The organism is Bacillus sp. 1NLA3E (assembly GCF_000242895.2).
Classification (GTDB): Bacteria; Bacillota; Bacilli; order Bacillales; family Cytobacillaceae; genus Bacillus_BU.
Genome location: NC_021171.1, coordinates 1,087,980 through 1,108,891 on the forward strand (window position 1 = coordinate 1,087,980; position 20,912 = coordinate 1,108,891).

The window sequence follows — 20,912 nt, forward strand, 5'->3', positions numbered from 1 at the left end:
GAGACAGGTTTTGGGAAAAAAACAAAAAAAACTTACACCACAGCAGCTGCAATATCAGCAGCTACAAAAAAAGCATGAATTAAAACGGCCAGTATTAAAAAATTGTCTAAAAGCATTTTTAATTGGTGGAATCATTTGTGTGATTGGACAGGCAATTAGCTACTTCTATATCTATTTCTTTAACTTTACCGAGCAAACGGCAGGAAACCCTACTGTTGCGACAATGGTTTTCTTAGCAATGTTATTAACAGGGTTTGGAGTTTACGATCACCTTGCTCAATTTGGAGGGGCGGGCAGTGCTGTACCCGTGACTGGGTTTGGTAATGCTGTTATTTCAGCAGCGATAGAGCACCGGACAGAAGGGTATGTACTTGGGGTTGGTGGTAATATGTTCAAACTGGCGGGATCGGTAATTTTATTTGGGGTATTTTCTGCTTTTGTTGTCGCTTTAATTAAAACTCTTCTGGACATTTTGGGGGTTTTTTAAATGTTAAAAGGAAAACAAAGTTGGATTTTTAAAAATAGACCAGCGATTATCTCCACCGGCGTTTCTGGAGGTCCATTTGAAGCAAATGGGAATTTGGCCAATGATTTCGATTACCTTCACGAAGATCTTTGGATGGGACAGGATTCTTATGAAAAGGCACATCGCCTTTTAATCGAGGAAGCAATCAATAGGTCATTACAAAAATGCAATTTAGAAAAGGATAAGCTGCAGTTTTTTATTGGTGGGGACTTAATTAATCAAATTACTCCAACAAGTTTTGCCGCGAGAACTTTTCAGGTACCTTACATGGGGATATTTGGAGCATGTTCCACCTCAATGGAAGGGCTTGCACTGGCTTCTTTTCTCGTAAATTATCAAGGAGCAGATTACATATTAACTGGTGCATCTAGTCATAATGCTGCAGTGGAAAAACAGTTCCGCTATCCAACTGAATATGGTGGCCAAAAGCCACCGACTGCCCAGTGGACCGTTACGGGTGCCGGTGTAGCAATTCTTGCAAAAAATTTAGATGAAAATAAGAATGATCATCCAGTGACGACATCGGCAACGATTGGCAAAGTGGTAGATATGGGGCTGACAGATCCCTTTAACATGGGGGGAGCGATGGCACCGGCTGCGGCAGATACGATTGCAGCTCATTTTAGAGATTTACAGTTATCCCCCTCTTATTATGACTTAATTGTAACGGGTGATCTTGGCAGAATAGGGCATGAAACGGCTTTCGACTTGCTGACCAAAAATGGAGTTATGCTCTCAAAGGAACAATTTAGGGATTGCGGTTTAATGATTTATAAAGATAATCAGCCTGTGATGTCTGGTGGCAGTGGTGCAGGTTGTTCAGCGACTGTATTTTATGGTCATCTGTTGAATGAAATGAAAAAAGGTATCTATAAGAAAATATTAGTCGTAGCAACCGGTGCACTATTATCTCCGATATCTTTTCAACAGAATGAAACAATCCCATGCATAGCACATGCGGTGTCAATTGAAATAGGAAACTAAGTTCAAAAGGAGGAACCTAGATGCTGGCAATGTTTTTTTGGGCTTTTGTGATTGGAGGTCTCATTTGTGTATTTGGTCAGCTTTTATTTGATGTTGCAAAATTGACGCCTGGCCATACTTTAAGTTTATTAGTGGTTATTGGATCTGTATTAGGTGGGTTTGGTCTTTATGATCCAATAGCCGATTTTGCGGGGGCTGGCGCGACCATTCCGATTACCAGTTTTGGTAATTCCTTAGTGCTTGGTGCCCTTCAAGAGGCAGAGAAGCATGGTATTGTTGGTGTTTTAACAGGAATGTTTGAAGTAACAAGCTCAGGAATTTCAGCTGCAATCGTATTTGGTTTCATCGGTGCTCTGTTCTTCAAACCAAAGGGCTAAAATACTTTTCATCTCTAAAAAGGCTCATTTTAAGGAGCTCGCCTATATCACTTTTGAATTATTTACATATGTTATAAGTGAGCAAAGTAAAGTGAGGTGACAATCTATGGGCTTTGGTTACTGTGGCTATGGCGGATATGGCGGATACGGATACGGAGGCGGTTACGGTGGTTCGACTTTCGTTCTAATCGTCGTATTGTTCATCTTGTTAATCATTGTTGGAGCAAGCTTCTATTAATATGTAGAGGCTAGACCGCAATAGGGAAGAGGTTGGCTTTTAAACTGGTTATTTCCTTTATTAAAGCACTTATGTGCCTTATGTGATGAGGCAACGGTAGTACTTTAGGGAGATCGATGTTTTAAGCCAGCCTTTTTTTTTTGGATAAGCAGATGGTTTTGAAAGTATTGGTTGGTTACACCGATTATTGGTTTTATTATATTGAAATAACAAATTGATCTATTTTGAAAATCACCATTCGTTGCCTTCCTTCATAGTATATAAAGGAGTTTTAAGAAGGAGGCGTAGGTTTCAGCATGGATAATGGTTTCTTTAAAAACGTTGAAAAGAAAACAGGCGTCAATATGAAGGATATTTTGGATCTTGCCAACTCTTTGCAGCATGCTAATTTTAAAGATGAAAAGACGGTTAGAGGCGTAATCCGGAAGGTCTCTCAAATCGCTGGAAAATCAGTTTCAAGAGATATGGAAGATAAAATTGTTCAATCGATTATTAAAGATGGTAAATCATTAGATTTTAATACCATTTCAAAAATGATCAATAAAAAGTAGTAAATTAAAGGGGTCAGACCCCACAACTGATGACAAAAAAATATCAGATACCTTCAAATAAAAAGGTACCTGAATATTGGTGGGAGTCAGACCCCTTACTTATCTAAGTGTTGATAAAAACCTGGAAGGATTAGCTTTTTTTCCTCGTAACCTTTCGGGAATAGACAAATACAAAGCTTCCATTGCCCTTGTAACAGCTACATATAACAACCGTCTTTCCTCTTCCAAAGCTGATGAATCCCCATTTCGAAGTGACTCTAACGAGTAATCATGTGGGAGCGAACCATCAACAGTACCTAAAACATACACAGTATTGTACTCTAATCCTTTGGCTCGATGGATCGTACTTAAGGTGACGGCATCTTGGACTTGCTTTGAGATTTGTTTCATTTCCTTGTTCATAGCCTTCATATGGTCGGTGTGTTCTAGAAAATCGAGAATACTAGAAAAGTTCTTTGCAGCAACTTTCAAATCACGAATGTCATCGGAGCCTTTGTCGAGTTGGTTGCCTTCATTGCCTCGTTTCTTTACAAAGTCCTGAAAACCTAGCTCTTTTTCTACCATTTCAATCGCCACAGTCGGTGAAAGTGAAGATAAACCACGAAGAATAGGGATAAGCTTTTTTAATTTTTTTGCTTGAAATGCGTAGGCAGTTTTCAAATGGGACAATGATTCTAGCATAGAGCAATCTTGTAAAATACTTTCTGCCTTAATATCTTGGAATACGGTTTGTTTGATAAACAGGGCTGGAAGGACCGCTTTAATGGCATTTTGATCATCTTCGTTCAGGCTTAACTTTAAAAATGCCAGCATCCCTTTTACAATAAAGCGGTCATAAAAGGACTCAATATCCTGGTCAATTTTAAAGGGAAGACTGGAAGAGACAAGCCGTTCAAACATGGCACGGCTTCCGGTGTTGGTCCGGAATAGTATCGCAAAATCACTGGGCCGTTTTCCATGGGCTATTTTTTCTAAAATATCAGTCAGGATCATGGTAGCCTCTTCTTCCTCATCGTAAGGAAAGAAGCTAACAGGAGTCTGGGTATGCGAGTATTGAGCTGCCATCGATTTTGCTCTTCGGCGTTTATTTTGACTAATGATCTGATTGGCTACAGACACGATTTCATGACTAGAACGGTAGTTTTGATCAAGAACAACTAACTTTGCGTTTGGAAAATCTCGTTCAAACTCTAAGAGGTAAGATGGATCGCTTCCACGAAAAGCATAAATGGATTGATCATCATCACCAACAGCACAGACATTCTTTGATTTTGCCGACAGCAATTTAATCAGTTCGTATTGAACTTTATTAATATCTTGAAACTCGTCAATCAGAAAGTATTGAAAACGATTTTGATAGGTTTCTAGTAAGGAAGAATCTGCTTGGAATAATTGAAAACAGCCGATAAGCATATCATCAAAATCAAACAGCTGGTGATTTTGCTTATTTAATTCGTATTGTTTATACAAGAAGGCCACTTTTTCTTCCCAATCGCCCTCAGGTTTCACTGTATCAGGAAATTCTAGATTGTTTTTCCAATAACTAATTTTCTGAAGCGCCAAGTCATAAGAAAACTCCTTTTCGTCTAGATTGAGGGTCCGACCAGCTTCCTTAAGCATTTGTTCCCGTTGCCAATCTCGTTTTAATAGATTCCGAGCATCCCATCTTTCACGAGCATGGAATGAGAGAATTCGGTAAAAGATACTATGAAAAGTACCAGTTACTAGTTGTTGAATCTGTCTTCCAGAAATATTTGGATAGTGATGGAGTCTAGCTTTCATTTCAGCAGCAGCCTTTGCCGTAAAGGTTACCAGCATAATCGAACTAGGATTGAGCTTTTTCTCTTCTAACATAAAGGCAGTACGAGCCGTCAACACTCGTGTTTTCCCACTCCCTGCCCCGGCAAGAACGAGGATGGGCCCGTCTGAATAGGAGACAGCCTTTGCTTGGCTCCTGTCGAGACTGAAGCCACTTTTGGCAAGCGCGTGTATATAGGAGTGGTCATGTTCTATTCTAAATGGTGGGGATGAAACAAATGGTTTGTCTATTTTCAAGGCACGGGATTTTTTTAAAATAACCTCACGCGTGGCCGTTGCAGTAGTCTGAATGGAGCGGGAAACAGGTATTCTAAATCCATTTTGTTCAGTATAGACTGATTCTACTTTTACAGGTGCTACCTCCTCGATAATAGGTTGGTCAGCGCAGCTTTTATGATCAGGAAGAACGTGAAAGAAGTGAGGTTCTTCCATAATTCCCAAATAGAGCCGCACTTTGTCCCCACAACTTGGACAAGTTAGTGAGCCCTTTTTTCCGGCATCATAAATCTTTTGATATTCTTCACGGTTTGTTTTATTTAAATGGATTTTATCTTTAAGGAAAATGGCAGTTTTCATAGGAGGTTACCTCTTTTGCATACAAAGTCGCTAAACGGGCGCTTGAGCTTTTCTTATAAAATAGGCTCTGTTAAAATAAAATGTTGATTTCCGTTCCAGGCGCTTCGCTTTCCGCGGGGCGGGCGGTGAGCCTCCTCGGCGCTTAAGCGCCTGCGGGGTCTCACCTGTCCCGCTGCTCCCGCAGGAGTCTTCGCGCCTTCCACTCCAATCAACTTTGTTCAAAAAAATCAACATTGAGCTTTAACACAGCCTCTTATTAAATAAAAAAACATAAAATTTTAAACACAAAGGTAATCATATCAAAATTTTACTGGAATCAAAAGGGTGAAAAGTTGGCAAACAAAAAAGCCCTGCTAAGATAGGGCCGGAATTTGTAGCGGATTATAAGATCTTTTTCATGCTTTTATGAGGAATACCAGCATCCAAAAATTCTTCAGAAATAGTTTTATAGCCTAAGCGGCTATAAAAAGGGATCGCATGGGTTTGGGCATTTAGTTTTAAGTTTGATATGCCATTTGTTTGCGCATATTTCTCAATAAAATTCATGAGTTCTTTCCCGGCACCAGTATTGCGTTGGCCCTTCAAAACACAAATTCGTTCAACCTTTCCGATGCCTGCTAGGACGCGGAACCGTCCAGCACCAACTGGTTGATCATTTTCATAAAGGACAAAGTGCGTTGCTTCTGCTTCATTCTGATCAATTTCTTCTTCAGGTGGAACTTGTTGTTCTTCAATAAATACTTTTTTTCTTATCGAGTAAGCATCATTTAATTCTTGTTCAGTTGCGACAACTTTAACAGTCATACACTTTATTCCTTTCCAAAACGAAATGTTTCATAGACAGTCCAAAAACCATCTTCAAGTTGATAAAGTAGGTGGAAGCGGTCTATCATTTCCTCGTGATTTATTTGTAGCATTCTAAGTGAACCAAATACATCATAATGTTCATCATCGGACAGATTTTGGCCAATCGTAATATGTGGGACAAAGTTGTATTCAGGCTTTTCACCAACAAAATCGGTATGGAGCTCTGTATGCAACTTTTCTAATTCGGGATTCGGGTTAATTTTAAAATAGATGACATTATTTACAGGTTTGAATGAGCTTGTTTTTAACACTTTTAGTGGAAAAGGTGTTGTGCCCTCGGCAATCTGTTTTAACCTTAGGGCTAATTCCTTAATTTGTTCTTCGGTTGATTCGAAAGGTTCTTTTAAGGTTAGATGAGGAGAAATTAATGCATAATGCGGGTCATATCTTTTACGATAAGAATTTGCTAAGTCCTGCAATTTTTTCGATGGATAAATAACGACACCAAATTTCATAACATTACCTCCAGTTAGTGAACTCTTATGCAGCAGGGCTAAGTTACTTTCTAAAAAGCTTTTGAAAGAGCGAAATAAAGCGGAAGCTTTGATTGTATTATGGAAAACATTATATCAAATTTTTAAAATAAATCATATCGCGGTAGTCCTGTTACAGGACCCAAGAATCGATAATTAAATTTCGCTAATTTTGATGGAGTTCATCGGCGAACTTCCCGATTTTTCCAAGCTGAAAATAGTCTGCACTGTCTTGAGCGATTAATACATGATATATAAATAAATGTGAGAAAGAATGGGGCAAATAGATCAAGAGATTTTACCACAACCAAGGGAGTTTACTAAAGGTTCAAATGTCCCCATTGTTCGTCCTGAAAAATGTTGACATAATCCCTAATTTCCTTATAATAAGAAATGTACCTTTGAAAAAGGTGTACCTTATATTATGACTTGTTAGCTCAGTGGGAGAGCACTTCCTTGACAGGGAAGGGGTCGTGGGTTCGAATCCCTCACAGGTCATCAAAAAAAATCCTAACATCAATTTGATGTTAGGATTTTTTTTGTGGTATTTATTCTATTGATGACAAACAAAAGCTTTGGTGACAGTAAAGGGTCAAAGTTTTTGTTGTTAAAGTGATCTTTATGGATGTAGTACAGATAAAGCGATTAGCAATACAAGAAGTTAACATAGTTCCGCATTCGAGACATGTGGAGTGCGTTACGAATTTAGTGTTGAAATAACCTAATCAGCGATTATCCTTATTAAGCCTAATTTCTAGATATCTGCAATTTATGAGAAAAATGCGAGAGATTCTTATCTGAATACGCTCCAGACATCCATAAATATATTATTGCTGTAGGGTTATTTACATAAGCGACATAGTTGAAATACTATTTCCTTGTTTCTTTTCGTATAACGGGCGCTACTTCTGTTGCCAATCGCTCAATGTTTTCGGCAACTTTTTTAAAGGGCATACCACCTATGTCCATTTGCGCCATAAACCGCTGGTGACCAAACAACTCGTATTGGCACATAATTTTTTCGATGATTTGCTGAGAGCTTCCAACAAAAAGGGCTGTTTCTTTTCTAGATAGCAGTTCAAAATCAGCTCTTGAAAAAGTAGTATTTTTCACATGCCCACGATTAAGGTGGAACCAATAATTTGAATGATACGGGTAATATTCTTCTATTGCCTGCTGATTCGTTTTTGAAATATAAGCGTGCCCCGTAACTCCCACCTTCAAATTTTCTAGAGCATGACCAGTTTGAGCAGCTGTTACTCGGTATTGATCAACAAGCGGCTTATATAAGCTTGGATCACCGCCAAGTAACACTATTGCTAAGCCAGTGCCTAATCTCCCTGCTCGTTCTGCACTTTCCAAAGACCCACCAACACCTACCCATATTGGAATTTTTGGTTGAACAGGTCGCGGTGCAATTTCCGCATCCTTTAATGAAGAACGATAGCGACCATTCCAGGTAACCATTTCCTTTGCATTTAGATTTAGTAAAAGCTCAATGTGTTCTTCAAACAATTCATCATAATTTTTTGTATCATAACCGAAAAGTGGGAATGAGTCTAAAAAAGCCCCACGCCCAGCAATGATTTCAGCACGGCCATTTGATAAAAGATCAAGTGTTGCAAAATCCTCGAATAAACGAATAGGGTCTATCGTGTTTAATACTGTCGTCGCACTTGTCAATTTAATTTGTTTTGTGACTTGTGAAATGGCCGACAAGACGATTGCCGGTGCGGACACTGCGTAATCTAAACGGTGATGTTCTCCCACACCAAATACATCCAGTCCAGCTTCATCTGCCATTTTTGCTGCTTTTATTATTTCTTCAATTCTCTGCTTTGCACTGCTGGTTTTACCTGTTTGTGGATCCGGGTATAAATCCGCTAAGGAATATATTCCAATTTCCATTCCATTTTGACTCCCAGCCTTCAAGTTTATCTCCTCCACTGTGGTGTAAAAAAGCCTTTGCTTAATACTATTCAATTTTAAAAAAAGGTGAAGGAATAGATTTACAAATGAGAAGGATCAAACCAAAGGGTCAATCATTTGTTTTTTGAAAATGATGACTGAAGTCTAATTCTATCTGTAAATATAATGTGCACATTAGAACCGTCCGGTTGCTGAAAAGAGCATATTAACAAAGAAACCTCACCACATATTTGGCGAGGTTTCTCTATTAATTAATTATCTAGAGCTTTTACGAAGATTGTCGAATTTTGATATACAGAAAAGTTATTTATATTGTATAATAACGTTGTATAATAAGGTTTTCTTATTTTTTTACCAGGTCATCAGATGACCTTATTAACAGGTGAATAAATGAAGATAGTTATTAAATCAAAGGGAGATTTGATATGAAAGTAACATTATTTACAACCTGTATTGTTGATTTTATGGCAATGAATGTCGGTAAAGCTACTGTTGAATTACTTGAAGGTCTGGGGCATGAGATCGATTATCCTAAGAACCAAACATGTTGCGGGCAACCTACGTACAACACTGGATACGTAGAGAAAACAAAAAACACAATTAAGCACTTTATCGAAACGTTTGAACATGCTGAGGTGATTGTTTCACCTTCAGGTTCTTGTGTTTCATTTGTAAAAGAATATCCACATATTTTTGCTGATGATAAAGAATGGAAAGAAAGAGCGGAAAAAGTTGCAGCAAAAACATATGAATTATCGCAATTTCTAATTGAAGTTATTAATCTAGATGACTTTTCTGCGAAACTTCCTGGAAAGGCTGTTTACCACCACAACTGCCATACAGCAAGATTTTTAAAAGTGAAAGAACAGCCATTAACACTTCTTTCGAAAGTAGAAGGTCTAGAATTAGTGGATTTCCACAATTCGCACAAGTGTTGCGGGTTTGGTGGTACCTTCTCTGTTAAAATGGGGGATATTTCAGCTGAAGTTGCTGATGAAAAAGCAAGGTACATCCAAGAAGCTAACCCTGATTATTTGATAGGTGCAGACTTCGCTTGTCTAATGAATATTGGTGGACGTTTAAGTAGACTTGGATCAAATATCAAAGTAATGCATATTGCTGAAGTGCTAAATTCTAAATAGTAAGGAGAGCCAAAATGGGAATTAAGATTAATAACCAAAGTTTTGAGAAAAATCTTGAAAAGAATCTAAACGATGATTTCATGCGTGCTGCAATGGTGAAAGCTCAAGATTTAATTAATAATAATAGAAAGAACGTGCTGTCACAATTGGGAGATGGTAATTTCCGTGAGTGGCAAAAACTATCAGGAGAAGTTCGTGCCCACGTTCTTGAAAACTTAGATTTCTACCTAAATCAATTTTCTGAAAACGTTATCAAAAATGGAGGTAACGTATTTTTTGCAAAGGATGCTAAGGAAGCCTCTCAGTATGTTACTAATCTAGCAATAGAAAGAGGCGTTAAAAAAGTTGTAAAAGCTAAATCGATGGTTACAGAGGAAATTGGACTTAACCACGAATTGATTGATGCTGGGGTAGATGTAAAAGAAACTGACTTAGCTGAATACATTTTGCAATTAGATGACTGGAATCCACCTTCACATATGGTAGTGCCATCTTTACATTTAAACAAAACCCAAATTCGTGATGTTTTTGCCAAGAATGGATATACTGGCAAAGATATGCCAGAAGACTTAGCTGCATTCGCTCGTGCTCAACTGCGTAATGAGTATGTAACGGCTGATATGGGAATTTACGGATGTAACTTTGCTATTGCTGAATCTGGAGCGATTACATTAATCAGTAATGAAGGAAATATCGATCTTTGTACATCAGCACCTGAGTTACAGGTAGCTGTAATGGGTATGGAACGTATCGTCGCTACCTATGAAGATGCAGATATCTGTATTAGCTTATTAGCTAGAAGTGCAGTAGGGGCAAAAAGTACAAGCTATACGACATTTGTAAACGGGATTACTGAAGAAGGTGCTGCGGATGGTGCTAAAGAATTTCATGTGGTGATCGTTGATAATGGACGTTCTGAAGTATTAAAGTCTCAATTCAAAGAAGTATTACAATGTATGCGCTGTGCTGCATGTTTAAATGCCTGTCCAGTATATCGACAAGTTGGTGGACACTCTTATAATGCTATCTATTCTGGACCACTTGGTGTTGTATTAACGCCACTACTTGCCGGCTATGATGACTTCAAAGAACTACCATATATGTGTTCACTTTGTGGTGAGTGTACAGAAGTTTGTCCATCTAATATCCCGTTGCATTCATTAATTCATGAGCACAAGCGTGTACTAGCTGAAGAAAAGAAGGCTTCTGCATTCTGGGGTGCGAGTATGTCTGGAGCAGGTATGGTTCTAAGCCGTCCTTGGATGTACAAGCTAGGAACAAGTGTTGCGCCATTCATGACAAAACCATTGATGGTAGATGGAAAAATTAAAAAAGGTGTAAGTATTCTTAAAGGTTGGACAGACAAACGTGACCTGCCAGCATTGGAAAAAACACGTTTCAGAGATTGGTATGAATCTAGAAGTAAAGGAGGAAATAAATAATGATAAAAGGACAAATTTTAAATAGAGAGTCATTTATTTCTAACCTTTCAAACATACTTGGTCGAGAAATGCCGAAAGATGTTGTACATCCTGAATTTTCAAGCAAACCTCAACTTGAAATTTATAAAGGCTTTACTCAAGCACAATTAGCTGAAGAATTCCATAAGAATGCTCAAGTTAACAAAGCTGGGTCGGGTGGTAAGATTGATTCTTTTATTATCGAGAAAAAAGATCTTGCAAAAACTGTGGCTGAGAAACTAGTTGAACATGGAACGGGCCCAATTATCGCTTGGAACGATGAACGTTTTGCAGAATGGGGTCTAAATGATGTGTTGAAAGATGCGTATGTTTGGACTGATGAAAAAGGCCGTGAAAATATAGATAAGGCATTGAATGCGTCTTATGGCGTGTGTATTAGTGATCTTTCACTTGCTGAAACTGCTTCTTACACTGTCATTGATAAGTTGGGAAAAGGAAGATCGTCAAACTTCCTGCCTTTAAATTATGTTTGTATTGTACCGCAAAGTACAATTGTTCCTCGTTTAACACAAGGAATGCAAAAACTTCATGAAATGTCAAAACAAGGAATAAATCCTGCAGCCATTAACTTTATTTGTGGTTCAAGTAGTTCCTCTGACATTGAGTTAAACAAGGTATGGGGTGTACATGGACCTATTCGTTTAACTTATATCATTGTATCTGATTTATAAACTATAAAATTATGAGTTCTAAATCCTTATTAATGGGTTTGGAACTCATTTTTTGTTTTGCCACTACTGGGTACATGGTGAAATATTGATAAGGTAATAAGTTTATTATTCTATTATTCTATATTCGCCTTTTATTTAATTTACGTGCAATTAAACAAACGAGGCTTTCCGGGAAGTTCAGAAGGTGTAACTAAGGCAGTTCCTATATTAGAGAATGAAAAATGCGATGGGAAATGGATTAATCAATGTAACTTAATTGAGGCAATTGAGGTAGTCCAATTATTGAAGAAAATTATTAAAGAGCAGCCTGAGAAATCGGTTGGAATTATTTACTCCATCCGTTTGTCTGGAATAAAGGAAATATATTAACGCTTTAACGTATGGGGGGGCAGACAAAATTGAAACACTTAACAGTCGGAAAAGCGGATACTAACTAAAAGTACTAACAACCTCAGACTAAAAATAATGCCAGATTATTTGATATCATTAATATATTCTCTTTTATACGCATATAAATGATTTGTATATTTGTAAATAGAAGGGGGTCGTTCTTTTGGAAATAACGTATTTAGGACATGCAGGCTTCTGTGTTGAGACGGAGAAAACAATCATTATAATGGATCCATGGCTTTCACCGACGGGTGCTTTTGAAGGGTCCTGGTTCCAATTTCCGCAAAATCATCACCTTGCGGCCTATGTTCAGGAAAAGTTAAATAATACAAATAAAGATCGCTATATTTATGTTAGCCATGAACATAAGGATCATTTTGATCTAAAATTTTTAAATAGTATTGAAAATCGGGATTTTACACTTATTATTGCAAAATTTCGAAGAGCTGAATTACGTCGAATTTTTAAAGATTACAATTGTAAAAAAGTCATAAGTTGTGCCAATGAAGAAGAAGTCTTAATTAAAGACGGGTCTATAAAAGTGTACTTAATTGATACGGAAGTCAATCGCGACTCATCCATTTTAGTAAAAACAAACACAAGTTCTTTTCTTAATCTCAATGACTGTAAAATAATGGATAGACTTCCTGAAATTATAAAAAACGAAGGAAAAGTTGATGTATTTACCACCCAGTTTTCAGGGGCAATCTGGCATCCAACCTGCTATGAATATTCCAAAGAACAATATGGGAAAATTTCTAAAAAAAAGGTCCGCAGTAAGTTTGAAGCTGTTGCCCGGTCGATTGAAACAGTAAAACCTCGTTTGTGGCTGCCATCCGCAGGGCCGCCGTGTTTCCTTGATCCAACTTTATTCCAATTGAATTTTGAACCGATTAATATTTTCCCTCGTGCTCCTGAAGTGATTGGATTTTTAAAGAAACGATTAAAGACTATGACCCTCGAAACACCTAATATTATGCCTGGCGATATTTTAGATGTAAAATCAGGAAACTTCATCCATCTTTCAAAAGAACGGGTTGATGAAGCCAATGTTGAAAGCTACATAAAGGAATATGCAGCCAAGTTTGAAAGTTTTTTTGAAGCAAGGAAAAAAACTTATTCAACAATAGATCCCCAAGTTATATGGAGTAAACTCCAAAAAGAATTGGAAGAAAAATTAAAACATTTACATTTGCATAAGCGTATAACCGTACCCCTTTATTTTTGTTTAAATGACCAGCCAGACAAAGTTCTGCGAGTCAATTTCCCTGAAAAAAAACTTGAATTTGTAAAAGATATTCAAGATAAACAATATTATTCTATCCGAATAAATTCCTGGGACATAGCCCGTATTTTTGACAGTAAATTAACTTGGGAAGATTTTATGCTGTCTTTCCGTATGAAATTAAATCGGGAGCCTGATATATTTCAAGCACTAATGCATGGATTTTTAATAAATGAAGCAGAGGATATTAATCCTTTTTGTGAAAAGGTGTTAGCTAATGAATTCAATAAAGAACGTATTGTGGTTGAGGCAAATGGAACCCGGTATGCAATTAATCGCTATTGTCCACATGATGGAGGAGATCTTTCACAAGGATGGATTGCTGGTAAACAAATCATTTGTCCAAGGCATCGGTGGGTATTTGATTTAAATAATTCTGGAAAATGTACGACCAATGATTGCAGTATCCATGCATTTCCCCTAGAAGATGATTAAGCAACTGTTGAATAATTTTTAGTAAAGACATTGACCATTATCTATCTTACACAATGAAGAAAGAATTCAAAAAAATTAGGCTGCCTATAATCCAAAAAAAATTCGGATATAAGGCTGCCTAATATTACAAAGCACTGTATAAATTAATGATCATTTTTTGTCCATTATATTTTTGAAAGTATATTTACATAACGGTCAACATAATCATTTGGATTATAATCATTTTGAATAGTGACTAGTGCGTTTTGAATAATTTTATTTCGAAGCGGAATATCTTTTAAAATTTTTTCTGTACAGTCTACACCCATATCAATATCACCTAGTTTATATAGCATGCCATTATGCTCATTTATAATAATTTCATTTTTCCCTGGTCTGTCTGAGCTTACAACTGGACATTGGCATGCCATCGGTTCTAATATCGAATTTCCTAACCCTTCTCGCAAAGATGTTGAAAGGACACAGCCGCCTGAGTCAGCTATTATTGAGTAAATTTCAGGCATATTTTCATTAAAAACATGGATCACTTTATATTTTAATTGATGCTTTGAACATTCCTTATGCAAATCTTTTATACTGTTTGAATATTTTGGATTACTTAAAAACCAAGCTTCGACCGGATATTTTTTCTCTAATTTCCTATAAATCTTGACGAATTCTCTCCAGTTCTTTGTGAATTCTACTCTTCCAACAAAAGCAATAACGGGATGTCCCTCAATAGGCTTTGGTGGTTTTGTCCAGCTTCTTTTAGAAGCCTCTAGATAATGAAACATTGGATCAACCGTATTTCCATCTATAAATATCGGAACATCCTCACTCAAGTATGGTTTCACTAATGGTTCCAAATATTTGGCAATGCACACAATTGCATCAACAGATTTGCTTATATTGTTTTTCTTAAGACGTTTTATTACACCATTGCTCCAACCGCGAATTTCATAAATTATCTTTCCTTTATAGTTTTTTGGCAGGTATTTAAGATAGTCAAGAGATAAAACGAAAATAATACAATCATAACCTCCTTTTTCAATCATTTGTTGAAAATGGCTAGTATTTTCAATATAATAATGATCAATTTCTCTAAACATTTTTGCGCCGTCACCACGGACCGTAAAAAATACTTCTGCCTCAAATCCTCTGCTTCTGAATGCATTGATGCGATTCCGTGTCGTAGTCTGTGAGCCGCCATCACTTGATTGATTAATAACATATAGAATTTTTACCATTTATTGTTCACCAGCCTTTTTTTAAAACTCAGCAAAGCAGCATTATGCTTTAATTCTATTTTCAAAGGTATTACACCTCATTGGAAATATAATTACTTTTATTCTATGCACGATTTAATAACAAAGTGTAGGACTAACGTTCGCGAATTATTGGAATAGTATGTTTTTATATGGACCTTTCTATATCATAGCAAAAATTTGAAATTCAAATTAATGGTCTGTTGTATGGATCACTTGTCAGAGAAAGAAAAACTTTGTCTTGAATTAATTAGAAAAAATAGGTTTTTAAATAACTCAACTTTCGCACCTAGAAAAATGTGCTAAGCTTAAATGTCTGTAAAGTCGGAGTTGTTGAAATATAGTACTTGCCCTTAAATATAGGCATGAAAAAGCACCTCTTCGTTTGGTATAGTTGATTTGTCGAGAATCACAATACCATACAGAAGAGGTGCCTCCTATATGATATCGAATAATGGTCAAAATAAGCAACTACCAAATGAACTAACATCCACATTTAAAGGATTACAGGTACTAAAGCATCTAAGAAAAGCTGGTATTACAAAGTCTCTGGGCTTTTCTTGTGGTTATCTTTTTCAATTAATTTTTTGTTTGATCTTTGAAAATAAGAATTGGTATCGGACGCTTGAAAGTAGAAAATCTGCAGATTTTCTTGCTAAGGACTCCGTCTATCGTTTCTTGAATCAGTCCACCTTTGCGTGGCGTAGATTTTTACTGTTTCTTAGTGTTCACACAATTGGAAAAGTAACTAAACTCTCGAATCATGAAAGACCGAAGGTCCTAGTATTAGATGATTCTTCTTATGATCGAAATCGTAGTAAATCCGTCGAATTACTAGCTCGTTGTTTTGATCATGCCTCTCAAAAAATGCGCTTTTATAAAGGCTTCCGTATGCTTACCCTTGGTTGGTCAGATGGTGCAACGTTCATTCCTGTGGACTTTTCTTTATTGAGCTCTAAAACAAGCCAAATTAACGGAATATCAAGTAAAATCGACAAGCGAAGCACCGGCTACAAACGCCGTCTTGAAGCCTAACAAACTGCTCCAGAACAAATTCCTTATATGATTCAACGTGCATTGAACGCTGGGATTGATGCTTCATATGTGTTGATGGATACTTGGTTTACCCATCAACCACTTATTAAGAACATCAAAGAGCAGGGGCTTGATGTAATTGGCATGGTTAAGAATTTAAAACAACGTTACCTTGTAGATGATAAGCGTGTCAGCTTAAAGGAACTCTATCGTTTGGCAGCACCTATTCAAGGAAAAAAAGGGATTCTTCGCTCCATTCATACTACCCAAGCCAATGGAGTTGTAGTTAAAATGGTATTCGTTCAAAACCGTAATAAAAAGAGCGAATGGTTAGCGATTCTGAGTACAGACTGCACGCTAAGTGACCAAGAAATCATCAGAATTTATGGAATGAGATGGGACATTGAAGTGTTTTTCAAAACAACGAAATCCCTATTAAAACTCCAAAAGGAGTTTCAAGGTCGTTCCTATGATTCCTTAATTAGTCATACAACGATAGTTTTTGCACGATGTATTGTTCTGTCCTGGCAAAACAGATGTAGTACGGACCAAAGAACATTAGGCGGTATGTTTTATGAACTTTGTGATGAAATCAGTGACCTCGATTGGGCAATTGCGCTTCAGCAATTAATCGAGCTTCTTGAAGATACCCTTAAAGAGAGTAACAAAAAAATTCAAAAGTTAATTAAAAGTCAACTTCAACAATGGATCGCGGGCTTACCTAACTATATCAAGGCATACCTGCCTATTTCAGTCTGCGAAAGTTGAGTAAATAAAATAAGGCTGTCTTTAGAATTGTAAACAGCCATCTTTTTTCAGTATAATGAACCGTTCTCAAATTTTTTAAAACTCTAAATGGATGTAAAAAAATCTTCCCATTCCTTCCAGCACGTTTTCCATGTCCATTCCTTTAGAATTGTTTTCCGAATAGATTGTCCCATCGATTTCTGTTTATCAGGATGATTCATTAAATATTGAATTGCTTCTCGGATTGATTGAGGGTCTCTTTTAACGATAATTCCGTTATCATGTGATTTAATAAGCTCGGGAACAGACCCGACTTTCGTTGAAATAATCGGAACTCCGCACGCAGCAGCCTCAAAAACCGGGTTAGGATGGCCCTCCGATTTACTCGAACAAATAAAACAGTCCAATCCCTGATAAAATTCCGTCATTTTTTCTAACGGGACATAATTTTCAGTAAATGTTCTTATATCAAGCTTTATGTCTAATCCATGTATTGCGGAAGTAACAATATCATAGCCTTCAAATTCGCGATGTCCGGGTCCGTCAATTCGCCCCACCCATCCCACAGTAAACGAAGAATTAGAAATTGGGAGTTTAGATGGTGTAAATTGGTTTTCATCAACACCTACTTTAGTATGAATAATTTTGCGGTAAGGTGTAAAATGTTGGAATAATTCATCTGAAAGAGAATTAACCCCCCTTAACCCTTTTAAAAAGGTAATAAAATCATTTTTAAAGGTACCTTTGCTCGTCATATGCCGCTTAAATTGCCGAACAGATGTAAGGCCCGCAGCCATCTTATTGGCAGGAATCCCTTTTTGATGGAGACCTTTGGCTTTCCCAACTGACATCGGATAAATTAGATCATATTCATTAATGTCCTTTTTCGTTACTTGTTTATAATATTTTATTTCAAATTGTAGGTTATTTGTCGGTAAGCTAATAATTTTCTTAGCTCGATTATCAAATGCCCATCCAGGATTGTCGGGTACCAATAAAATCTTTCTAACAGGTGTCTTTGTTTCATTCATAATCTTATTCTCATTCCTGTCGCAATTAGATTTGGCTTTCCCTTGCATTAAAAGCAAGATAGAGGCAATAATCTTTCACTTTATCAACATCTAAATCTTCAATCCTGATATGATCGTATTCACCGCGTTCAAATCGGAATTTTGAAAAAATGTTTTTCGTATGCCAACAATGGATGTGCGCATGATCATGTACCGAATCAGATGAAGTGCTGAGAAAATCCAAATTCTTTTTATCTATTTTAAAATTTGGAATATAGTGATTCACTGCAATTTCATTACTATACATATTGATAACACCGCCATACCACCCCGGCCATTTACCCTTTTGATCTTTAAAGTCATGGGTTAGTAAATACTTTGCTATCTTAACCGCCTGTTGGGATACCCTGATAACCTCATGCGGCGGACCGTAATGAGTTGCTCCAATATTATGGAGTCCTTTGTGTTTTAAGCCATGAATTTCAGTAACTCGTTTTATGTTCTCTTTTACTTCACTTGTAGAAACATAGCCGCCTTTTCCGGTTGTGTATTGTTCAGGAAAATAATGATTCCAGGCAGGTGTTAGAAATGTGTCGGCATCGGTTCTTAAAATGTAGTCATATTGATTTAAAATATCTATTTGCGGGTCAAGATAGTAGTGAATCGAATTAATTCGCGGGTATTTTGCAACTTCTGGAGGTTCACTGGCTTTTTTAACTTCAATTTTAATACAATCATCTGGAATATTTAGAAGAGCATCCCTGGTCCCAAATACAACCAATTCGGTATCATTAGACTGAATATATTTAAGTGAAGTATAAAGCCAGCTAAACTGCAGCAACAATCTCTTTCTATTTTCTAAAAAAACAACGACTGCTCTTTTCAATTATTTCACTCCTGGGATGATTATTTACTTATTTATATTCAGAATTAAACGAATCGCGAAAGAAAAAAGCGGTTTTTTAAAAAAAATTTGTTTGCAAATATTTTCTACATTTATGTGAATATTGGAAAATTAATTTACTTTATATCTTACGATGCTTTCAACCACATCATCAACATAAGTAAAATCACGTTTCATAATCCCATTATTAAAAATCTTGATTGGCTCTTTGTTTAAAATTGATTTTGTAATCCCCATGGTCCATATACTGTGAAGAATCTTAGCCCAGTAGTAGGCAGCCCATATAAGTGGCTATAAGTATGAGCAAAAAGTTCATTTGCTCTCTTAGTAGCTGCATAAACACTTATAGGATGGTCCACAGAGTGGTCCGGTGCAAATGGCATTTGTCGTTCATTAAGAAAAAAAGCAATTGCCTTTTAAAGCAATCGCTTTTTTTCTTAAATGATTTAGTTCATTTCCTCTTTATCTCTTCATATTTTTGAAACCATTCGGGGAAAGCCTTTTTAAATTTAACAGGTTTGAAATTGTCCTGGTCTTTTTTTACAACAATATGAGTGACTTGTCCCTTCTGTGTATATTTCATCTCCACCGTTTACAATTTGAAAACCATAGACCGTTTTTAATCCTTGGTTTGTTTCAACCCATGTTTTAACAAAAGCTTGATCCCCAGGCTTTACCGACTTTATGAGAATAATATATTTTATTTTTAAACAAATTATCAAACTAGGAACTAGCGACTGTTAATAACTTATTGACAGCCGCTTTTTTAATCTAAATAAAAGGATTTGTATGTTTCTCCTAGTACTTATTGAAGGTTAAATGAATAAAATATCATACCATAAATATTTGCGTAACCTTTTCTATTGAAGGGAGTAATTTTTTTGAATCAGAAAAAAAAAATGTTCGAAAGGTATTATTAGTTCCTGACAAACCTGGCTAGGCATTTCACCATCGCGCGAAAGATATGATGAAATTACCAACAAAAAACCTGCAATTTGATTTGAAATTTCGCGATCAAGTAACTTGAGAGGACAAATGAACAATCCTGACAAACGAAAAAAGATGGGACAATCAATTTGAGAAAGTATCCTTCAAGAATGGACATGGGGTGTTTGCTGGAAAGAATGGGAAGAGTTTTTTTAACTATTTATAAACTTTGAAGGAAGGGTTTATTTTATAATGAATAAGCTTAAAGTATTACTAATAATGGGGGATTTTAGCCAATGGGGCAACCCTAAACAATATTTCCTTGGGGTAGAATTGTCTAAAATAACTGATTTAGAAATTTGGCATGAACCTGGAAATATACATGATATTCTTAATAAAATAAGATTCGTTCCAGATTTTATTCTAATACTGAATTATAAGTCAAGTTCACAAATATCTCCTCCTATTACTGGATTAAGTTCATTAAAAATACCTTATGGTATATTTATTAGGGACCTTCATAACCTTAACAACCTACCAAAGTATGTAATTGATGACAATGTTAAACATATCTTTACATGTTTTAAAGATAATTTCCGCAAAAAGTTTCCACAATTAAAAAATATGACGAAATGGTTACCCAACCATGTTAATACTGAGATATTTAAAGATTATAATCATCCTAAAGATATTGATATGCTTATGATGGGGAATACATCGAAAAAATGGTATCCATTAAGAAATACAATACTAAAAACCTTATCAAATCATCCGAATTTCATCTATCATTCACCCCCAAAACAAAGAATAGTAAATGACAATAAAAAGTTTTTTGTAAGGGAGAGATATGCAAGGGAAATAAACAGAGCTAAAGTTTTTTTTACATGTGATTCGATAACTCAATATGTAGTAGCAAAGTATTTTGAAGTTCCTGCCTGTAAGACTCTCTTACTTGCACCAGACTCCCCTGACCTTTATGATTTAGGTTTCCGTTCTGGTGAAAATTTTGTAGCAATTAACGAACATGATTTTGTTGCGAAAGCTAAATACTATTTGCTTAATGATGAAGAGCGAGAAAGAATAGCTGAGAATGGTTACAAGTTAGTGCATGACAGGCATTCTTCTGCAGTACGCGCTAAGGAGCTTTTAAAAATGATTGAAGAAATATTATCAGTCTAGAAGAATGTTAATAATTCCCTGTTGTTTAAAGTTATTTTTATCCCAAATGATCTAATGAATAAAAAGCTTCTGATTTACAGTTTTTCACTGTAAGCAGAAGCTTTTTTCTTTTGAAAAAACTAA

General features: G+C 36.3%; 17 protein-coding genes, 1 tRNA gene and 2 pseudogenes. 12 read left to right on the top strand and 8 right to left on the bottom strand.

Annotation, left to right across the window (positions count from 1 at the left end; genetic code table 11):
- Positions 1 to 10: 10 nt before the first annotated feature.
- The 5 genes from spoVAC (at position 11) to B1NLA3E_RS05335 (ending at position 2,676) form a co-directional block, all read left to right on the top strand.
- Entirely contained in the window at positions 11 to 487 is a 477-nt protein-coding gene (gene spoVAC, locus B1NLA3E_RS05320; RefSeq protein WP_015592815.1) for a stage V sporulation protein AC, read from the top strand.
- Positions 488 to 1,510, top strand: coding sequence for a stage V sporulation protein AD (gene spoVAD / locus B1NLA3E_RS05325; protein ID WP_015592816.1), 1,023 nt, complete (start codon positions 488 to 490; stop codon positions 1,508 to 1,510).
- Positions 1,511 to 1,530: 20 nt separating this feature from the next.
- Positions 1,531 to 1,887: a stage V sporulation protein AE gene (spoVAE, locus tag B1NLA3E_RS05330; protein WP_015592817.1), complete on the top strand. Its 357-nt coding sequence runs from the start codon at positions 1,531 to 1,533 to the stop codon at positions 1,885 to 1,887.
- Positions 1,888 to 1,993: 106 nt separating this feature from the next.
- Positions 1,994 to 2,125, top strand: a complete 132-nt coding sequence (locus B1NLA3E_RS23655; RefSeq protein WP_083935055.1) for a YjcZ family sporulation protein — start codon at positions 1,994 to 1,996, stop codon at positions 2,123 to 2,125.
- Positions 2,126 to 2,421: 296 nt separating this feature from the next.
- Positions 2,422 to 2,676 carry a stage VI sporulation protein F gene (locus tag B1NLA3E_RS05335; RefSeq protein ID WP_015592818.1) on the top strand — a complete coding sequence of 85 codons (255 nt, stop codon included), beginning with the start codon at positions 2,422 to 2,424 and terminating at the stop codon, positions 2,674 to 2,676.
- A 99-nt stretch (positions 2,677 to 2,775) separates the two neighbouring features.
- Here B1NLA3E_RS05335 and B1NLA3E_RS05340 read toward each other — a convergent pair whose 3' ends face one another.
- From B1NLA3E_RS05340 to B1NLA3E_RS05350, 3 genes are all read right to left on the bottom strand, one after another.
- Positions 2,776 to 5,070, bottom strand: coding sequence for a UvrD-helicase domain-containing protein (locus tag B1NLA3E_RS05340; protein WP_015592819.1), 2,295 nt, complete (start codon positions 5,068 to 5,070; stop codon positions 2,776 to 2,778).
- A gap of 381 nt (positions 5,071 to 5,451) precedes the next feature.
- The gene (locus tag B1NLA3E_RS05345) at positions 5,452 to 5,874 is read right to left on the bottom strand and encodes a GNAT family N-acetyltransferase (protein WP_015592820.1); all 423 of its coding nucleotides are present in this window, start codon (positions 5,872 to 5,874) and stop codon (positions 5,452 to 5,454) included.
- Positions 5,875 to 5,879: 5 nt separating this feature from the next.
- On the bottom strand, positions 5,880 to 6,392 hold the full coding sequence (locus B1NLA3E_RS05350; RefSeq protein WP_015592821.1) for a YjcG family protein: 513 nt from the start codon (positions 6,390 to 6,392) through the stop codon (positions 5,880 to 5,882).
- Between the two features lie 444 nt (positions 6,393 to 6,836).
- Between B1NLA3E_RS05350 and B1NLA3E_RS05355 the strand changes: the two genes are divergently transcribed.
- Positions 6,837 to 6,908: transfer RNA gene (locus B1NLA3E_RS05355), tRNA-Val, on the top strand.
- 372 nt (positions 6,909 to 7,280) lie between these two features.
- Here the strand turns inward: B1NLA3E_RS05355 and B1NLA3E_RS05360 are convergent.
- Positions 7,281 to 8,342 (bottom strand): LLM class flavin-dependent oxidoreductase, encoded by a 1,062-nt coding sequence (locus B1NLA3E_RS05360; RefSeq protein ID WP_015592822.1) that lies wholly within the window; start codon positions 8,340 to 8,342, stop codon positions 7,281 to 7,283.
- Positions 8,343 to 8,764: 422 nt separating this feature from the next.
- On the opposite strand from B1NLA3E_RS05360, the gene B1NLA3E_RS05365 reads away from it, so the two are divergent.
- The 4 genes from B1NLA3E_RS05365 to B1NLA3E_RS05380 all read left to right on the top strand — a co-directional run bounded on the left by B1NLA3E_RS05365 (position 8,765) and on the right by B1NLA3E_RS05380 (position 13,743).
- Entirely contained in the window at positions 8,765 to 9,481 is a 717-nt protein-coding gene (locus B1NLA3E_RS05365) for a (Fe-S)-binding protein (protein ID WP_015592823.1), read from the top strand.
- Positions 9,482 to 9,495: 14 nt separating this feature from the next.
- Positions 9,496 to 10,923: a LutB/LldF family L-lactate oxidation iron-sulfur protein gene (locus B1NLA3E_RS05370; protein ID WP_015592824.1), complete on the top strand. Its 1,428-nt coding sequence runs from the start codon at positions 9,496 to 9,498 to the stop codon at positions 10,921 to 10,923.
- The gene (locus tag B1NLA3E_RS05375) at positions 10,923 to 11,633 is read left to right on the top strand and encodes a LutC/YkgG family protein (RefSeq protein ID WP_015592825.1); all 711 of its coding nucleotides are present in this window, start codon (positions 10,923 to 10,925) and stop codon (positions 11,631 to 11,633) included. The genes B1NLA3E_RS05370 and B1NLA3E_RS05375 overlap by 1 nt, the downstream gene beginning before the upstream one ends.
- Positions 11,634 to 12,186: 553 nt before the next feature.
- Positions 12,187 to 13,743, top strand: a complete 1,557-nt coding sequence (locus B1NLA3E_RS05380; RefSeq protein ID WP_015592827.1) for a Rieske 2Fe-2S domain-containing protein — start codon at positions 12,187 to 12,189, stop codon at positions 13,741 to 13,743.
- A gap of 164 nt (positions 13,744 to 13,907) precedes the next feature.
- Here B1NLA3E_RS05380 and B1NLA3E_RS05385 read toward each other — a convergent pair whose 3' ends face one another.
- A complete protein-coding gene (locus tag B1NLA3E_RS05385; protein WP_015592828.1) occupies positions 13,908 to 14,969 on the bottom strand; it encodes a glycosyltransferase family 4 protein in 1,062 nt (353 codons plus the stop codon).
- Between the two features lie 459 nt (positions 14,970 to 15,428).
- Here B1NLA3E_RS05385 and B1NLA3E_RS05390 point away from each other — a divergent pair.
- Positions 15,429 to 16,790, top strand: a pseudogene (locus B1NLA3E_RS05390) (IS4 family transposase).
- 83 nt (positions 16,791 to 16,873) lie between these two features.
- On the opposite strand, the gene B1NLA3E_RS05395 reads toward B1NLA3E_RS05390, so the two are convergent.
- From B1NLA3E_RS05395 to B1NLA3E_RS23665, 3 genes and pseudogenes are all read right to left on the bottom strand, one after another.
- On the bottom strand, positions 16,874 to 17,800 hold the full coding sequence (locus tag B1NLA3E_RS05395; RefSeq protein WP_041580321.1) for a glycosyltransferase: 927 nt from the start codon (positions 17,798 to 17,800) through the stop codon (positions 16,874 to 16,876).
- A gap of 25 nt (positions 17,801 to 17,825) precedes the next feature.
- Positions 17,826 to 18,665 carry a DUF7164 domain-containing protein gene (locus B1NLA3E_RS05400; protein ID WP_015592830.1) on the bottom strand — a complete coding sequence of 280 codons (840 nt, stop codon included), beginning with the start codon at positions 18,663 to 18,665 and terminating at the stop codon, positions 17,826 to 17,828.
- 144 nt (positions 18,666 to 18,809) lie between these two features.
- Positions 18,810 to 19,069, bottom strand: a pseudogene (locus B1NLA3E_RS23665) (NAD-dependent epimerase/dehydratase family protein); the annotation flags it as partial.
- 793 nt (positions 19,070 to 19,862) lie between these two features.
- On the opposite strand from B1NLA3E_RS23665, the gene B1NLA3E_RS05410 reads away from it, so the two are divergent.
- The gene (locus tag B1NLA3E_RS05410; protein ID WP_015592832.1) at positions 19,863 to 20,789 is read left to right on the top strand and encodes a glycosyltransferase family protein; all 927 of its coding nucleotides are present in this window, start codon (positions 19,863 to 19,865) and stop codon (positions 20,787 to 20,789) included.
- Positions 20,790 to 20,912 lie beyond the last annotated feature (123 nt).

Bases quoted from the DNA above. Each gene is read 5' to 3' on its own strand.
- B1NLA3E_RS05375 (WP_015592825.1), top strand. From the start codon at position 10,923: ATGATAAAAGGACAAATTTTAAATAGAGAGTCATTTATTTCTAACCTT.
- B1NLA3E_RS05340 (WP_015592819.1), bottom strand. From the start codon at position 5,070: ATGAAAACTGCCATTTTCCTTAAAGATAAAATCCATTTAAATAAAACA.
- B1NLA3E_RS05335 (WP_015592818.1), top strand. From the start codon at position 2,422: ATGGATAATGGTTTCTTTAAAAACGTTGAAAAGAAAACAGGCGTCAAT.
- spoVAD (WP_015592816.1), top strand. From the start codon at position 488: ATGTTAAAAGGAAAACAAAGTTGGATTTTTAAAAATAGACCAGCGATT.
- B1NLA3E_RS05345 (WP_015592820.1), bottom strand. From the start codon at position 5,874: ATGACTGTTAAAGTTGTCGCAACTGAACAAGAATTAAATGATGCTTAC.
- B1NLA3E_RS05385 (WP_015592828.1), bottom strand. From the start codon at position 14,969: ATGGTAAAAATTCTATATGTTATTAATCAATCAAGTGATGGCGGCTCA.
- B1NLA3E_RS05370 (WP_015592824.1), top strand. From the start codon at position 9,496: ATGGGAATTAAGATTAATAACCAAAGTTTTGAGAAAAATCTTGAAAAG.
- B1NLA3E_RS05395 (WP_041580321.1), bottom strand. From the start codon at position 17,800: ATGAATGAAACAAAGACACCTGTTAGAAAGATTTTATTGGTACCCGAC.
- B1NLA3E_RS05410 (WP_015592832.1), top strand. From the start codon at position 19,863: ATGAATAAGCTTAAAGTATTACTAATAATGGGGGATTTTAGCCAATGG.
- B1NLA3E_RS05365 (WP_015592823.1), top strand. From the start codon at position 8,765: ATGAAAGTAACATTATTTACAACCTGTATTGTTGATTTTATGGCAATG.
- B1NLA3E_RS05350 (WP_015592821.1), bottom strand. From the start codon at position 6,392: ATGAAATTTGGTGTCGTTATTTATCCATCGAAAAAATTGCAGGACTTA.
- spoVAE (WP_015592817.1), top strand. From the start codon at position 1,531: ATGCTGGCAATGTTTTTTTGGGCTTTTGTGATTGGAGGTCTCATTTGT.
- B1NLA3E_RS23655 (WP_083935055.1), top strand. From the start codon at position 1,994: ATGGGCTTTGGTTACTGTGGCTATGGCGGATATGGCGGATACGGATAC.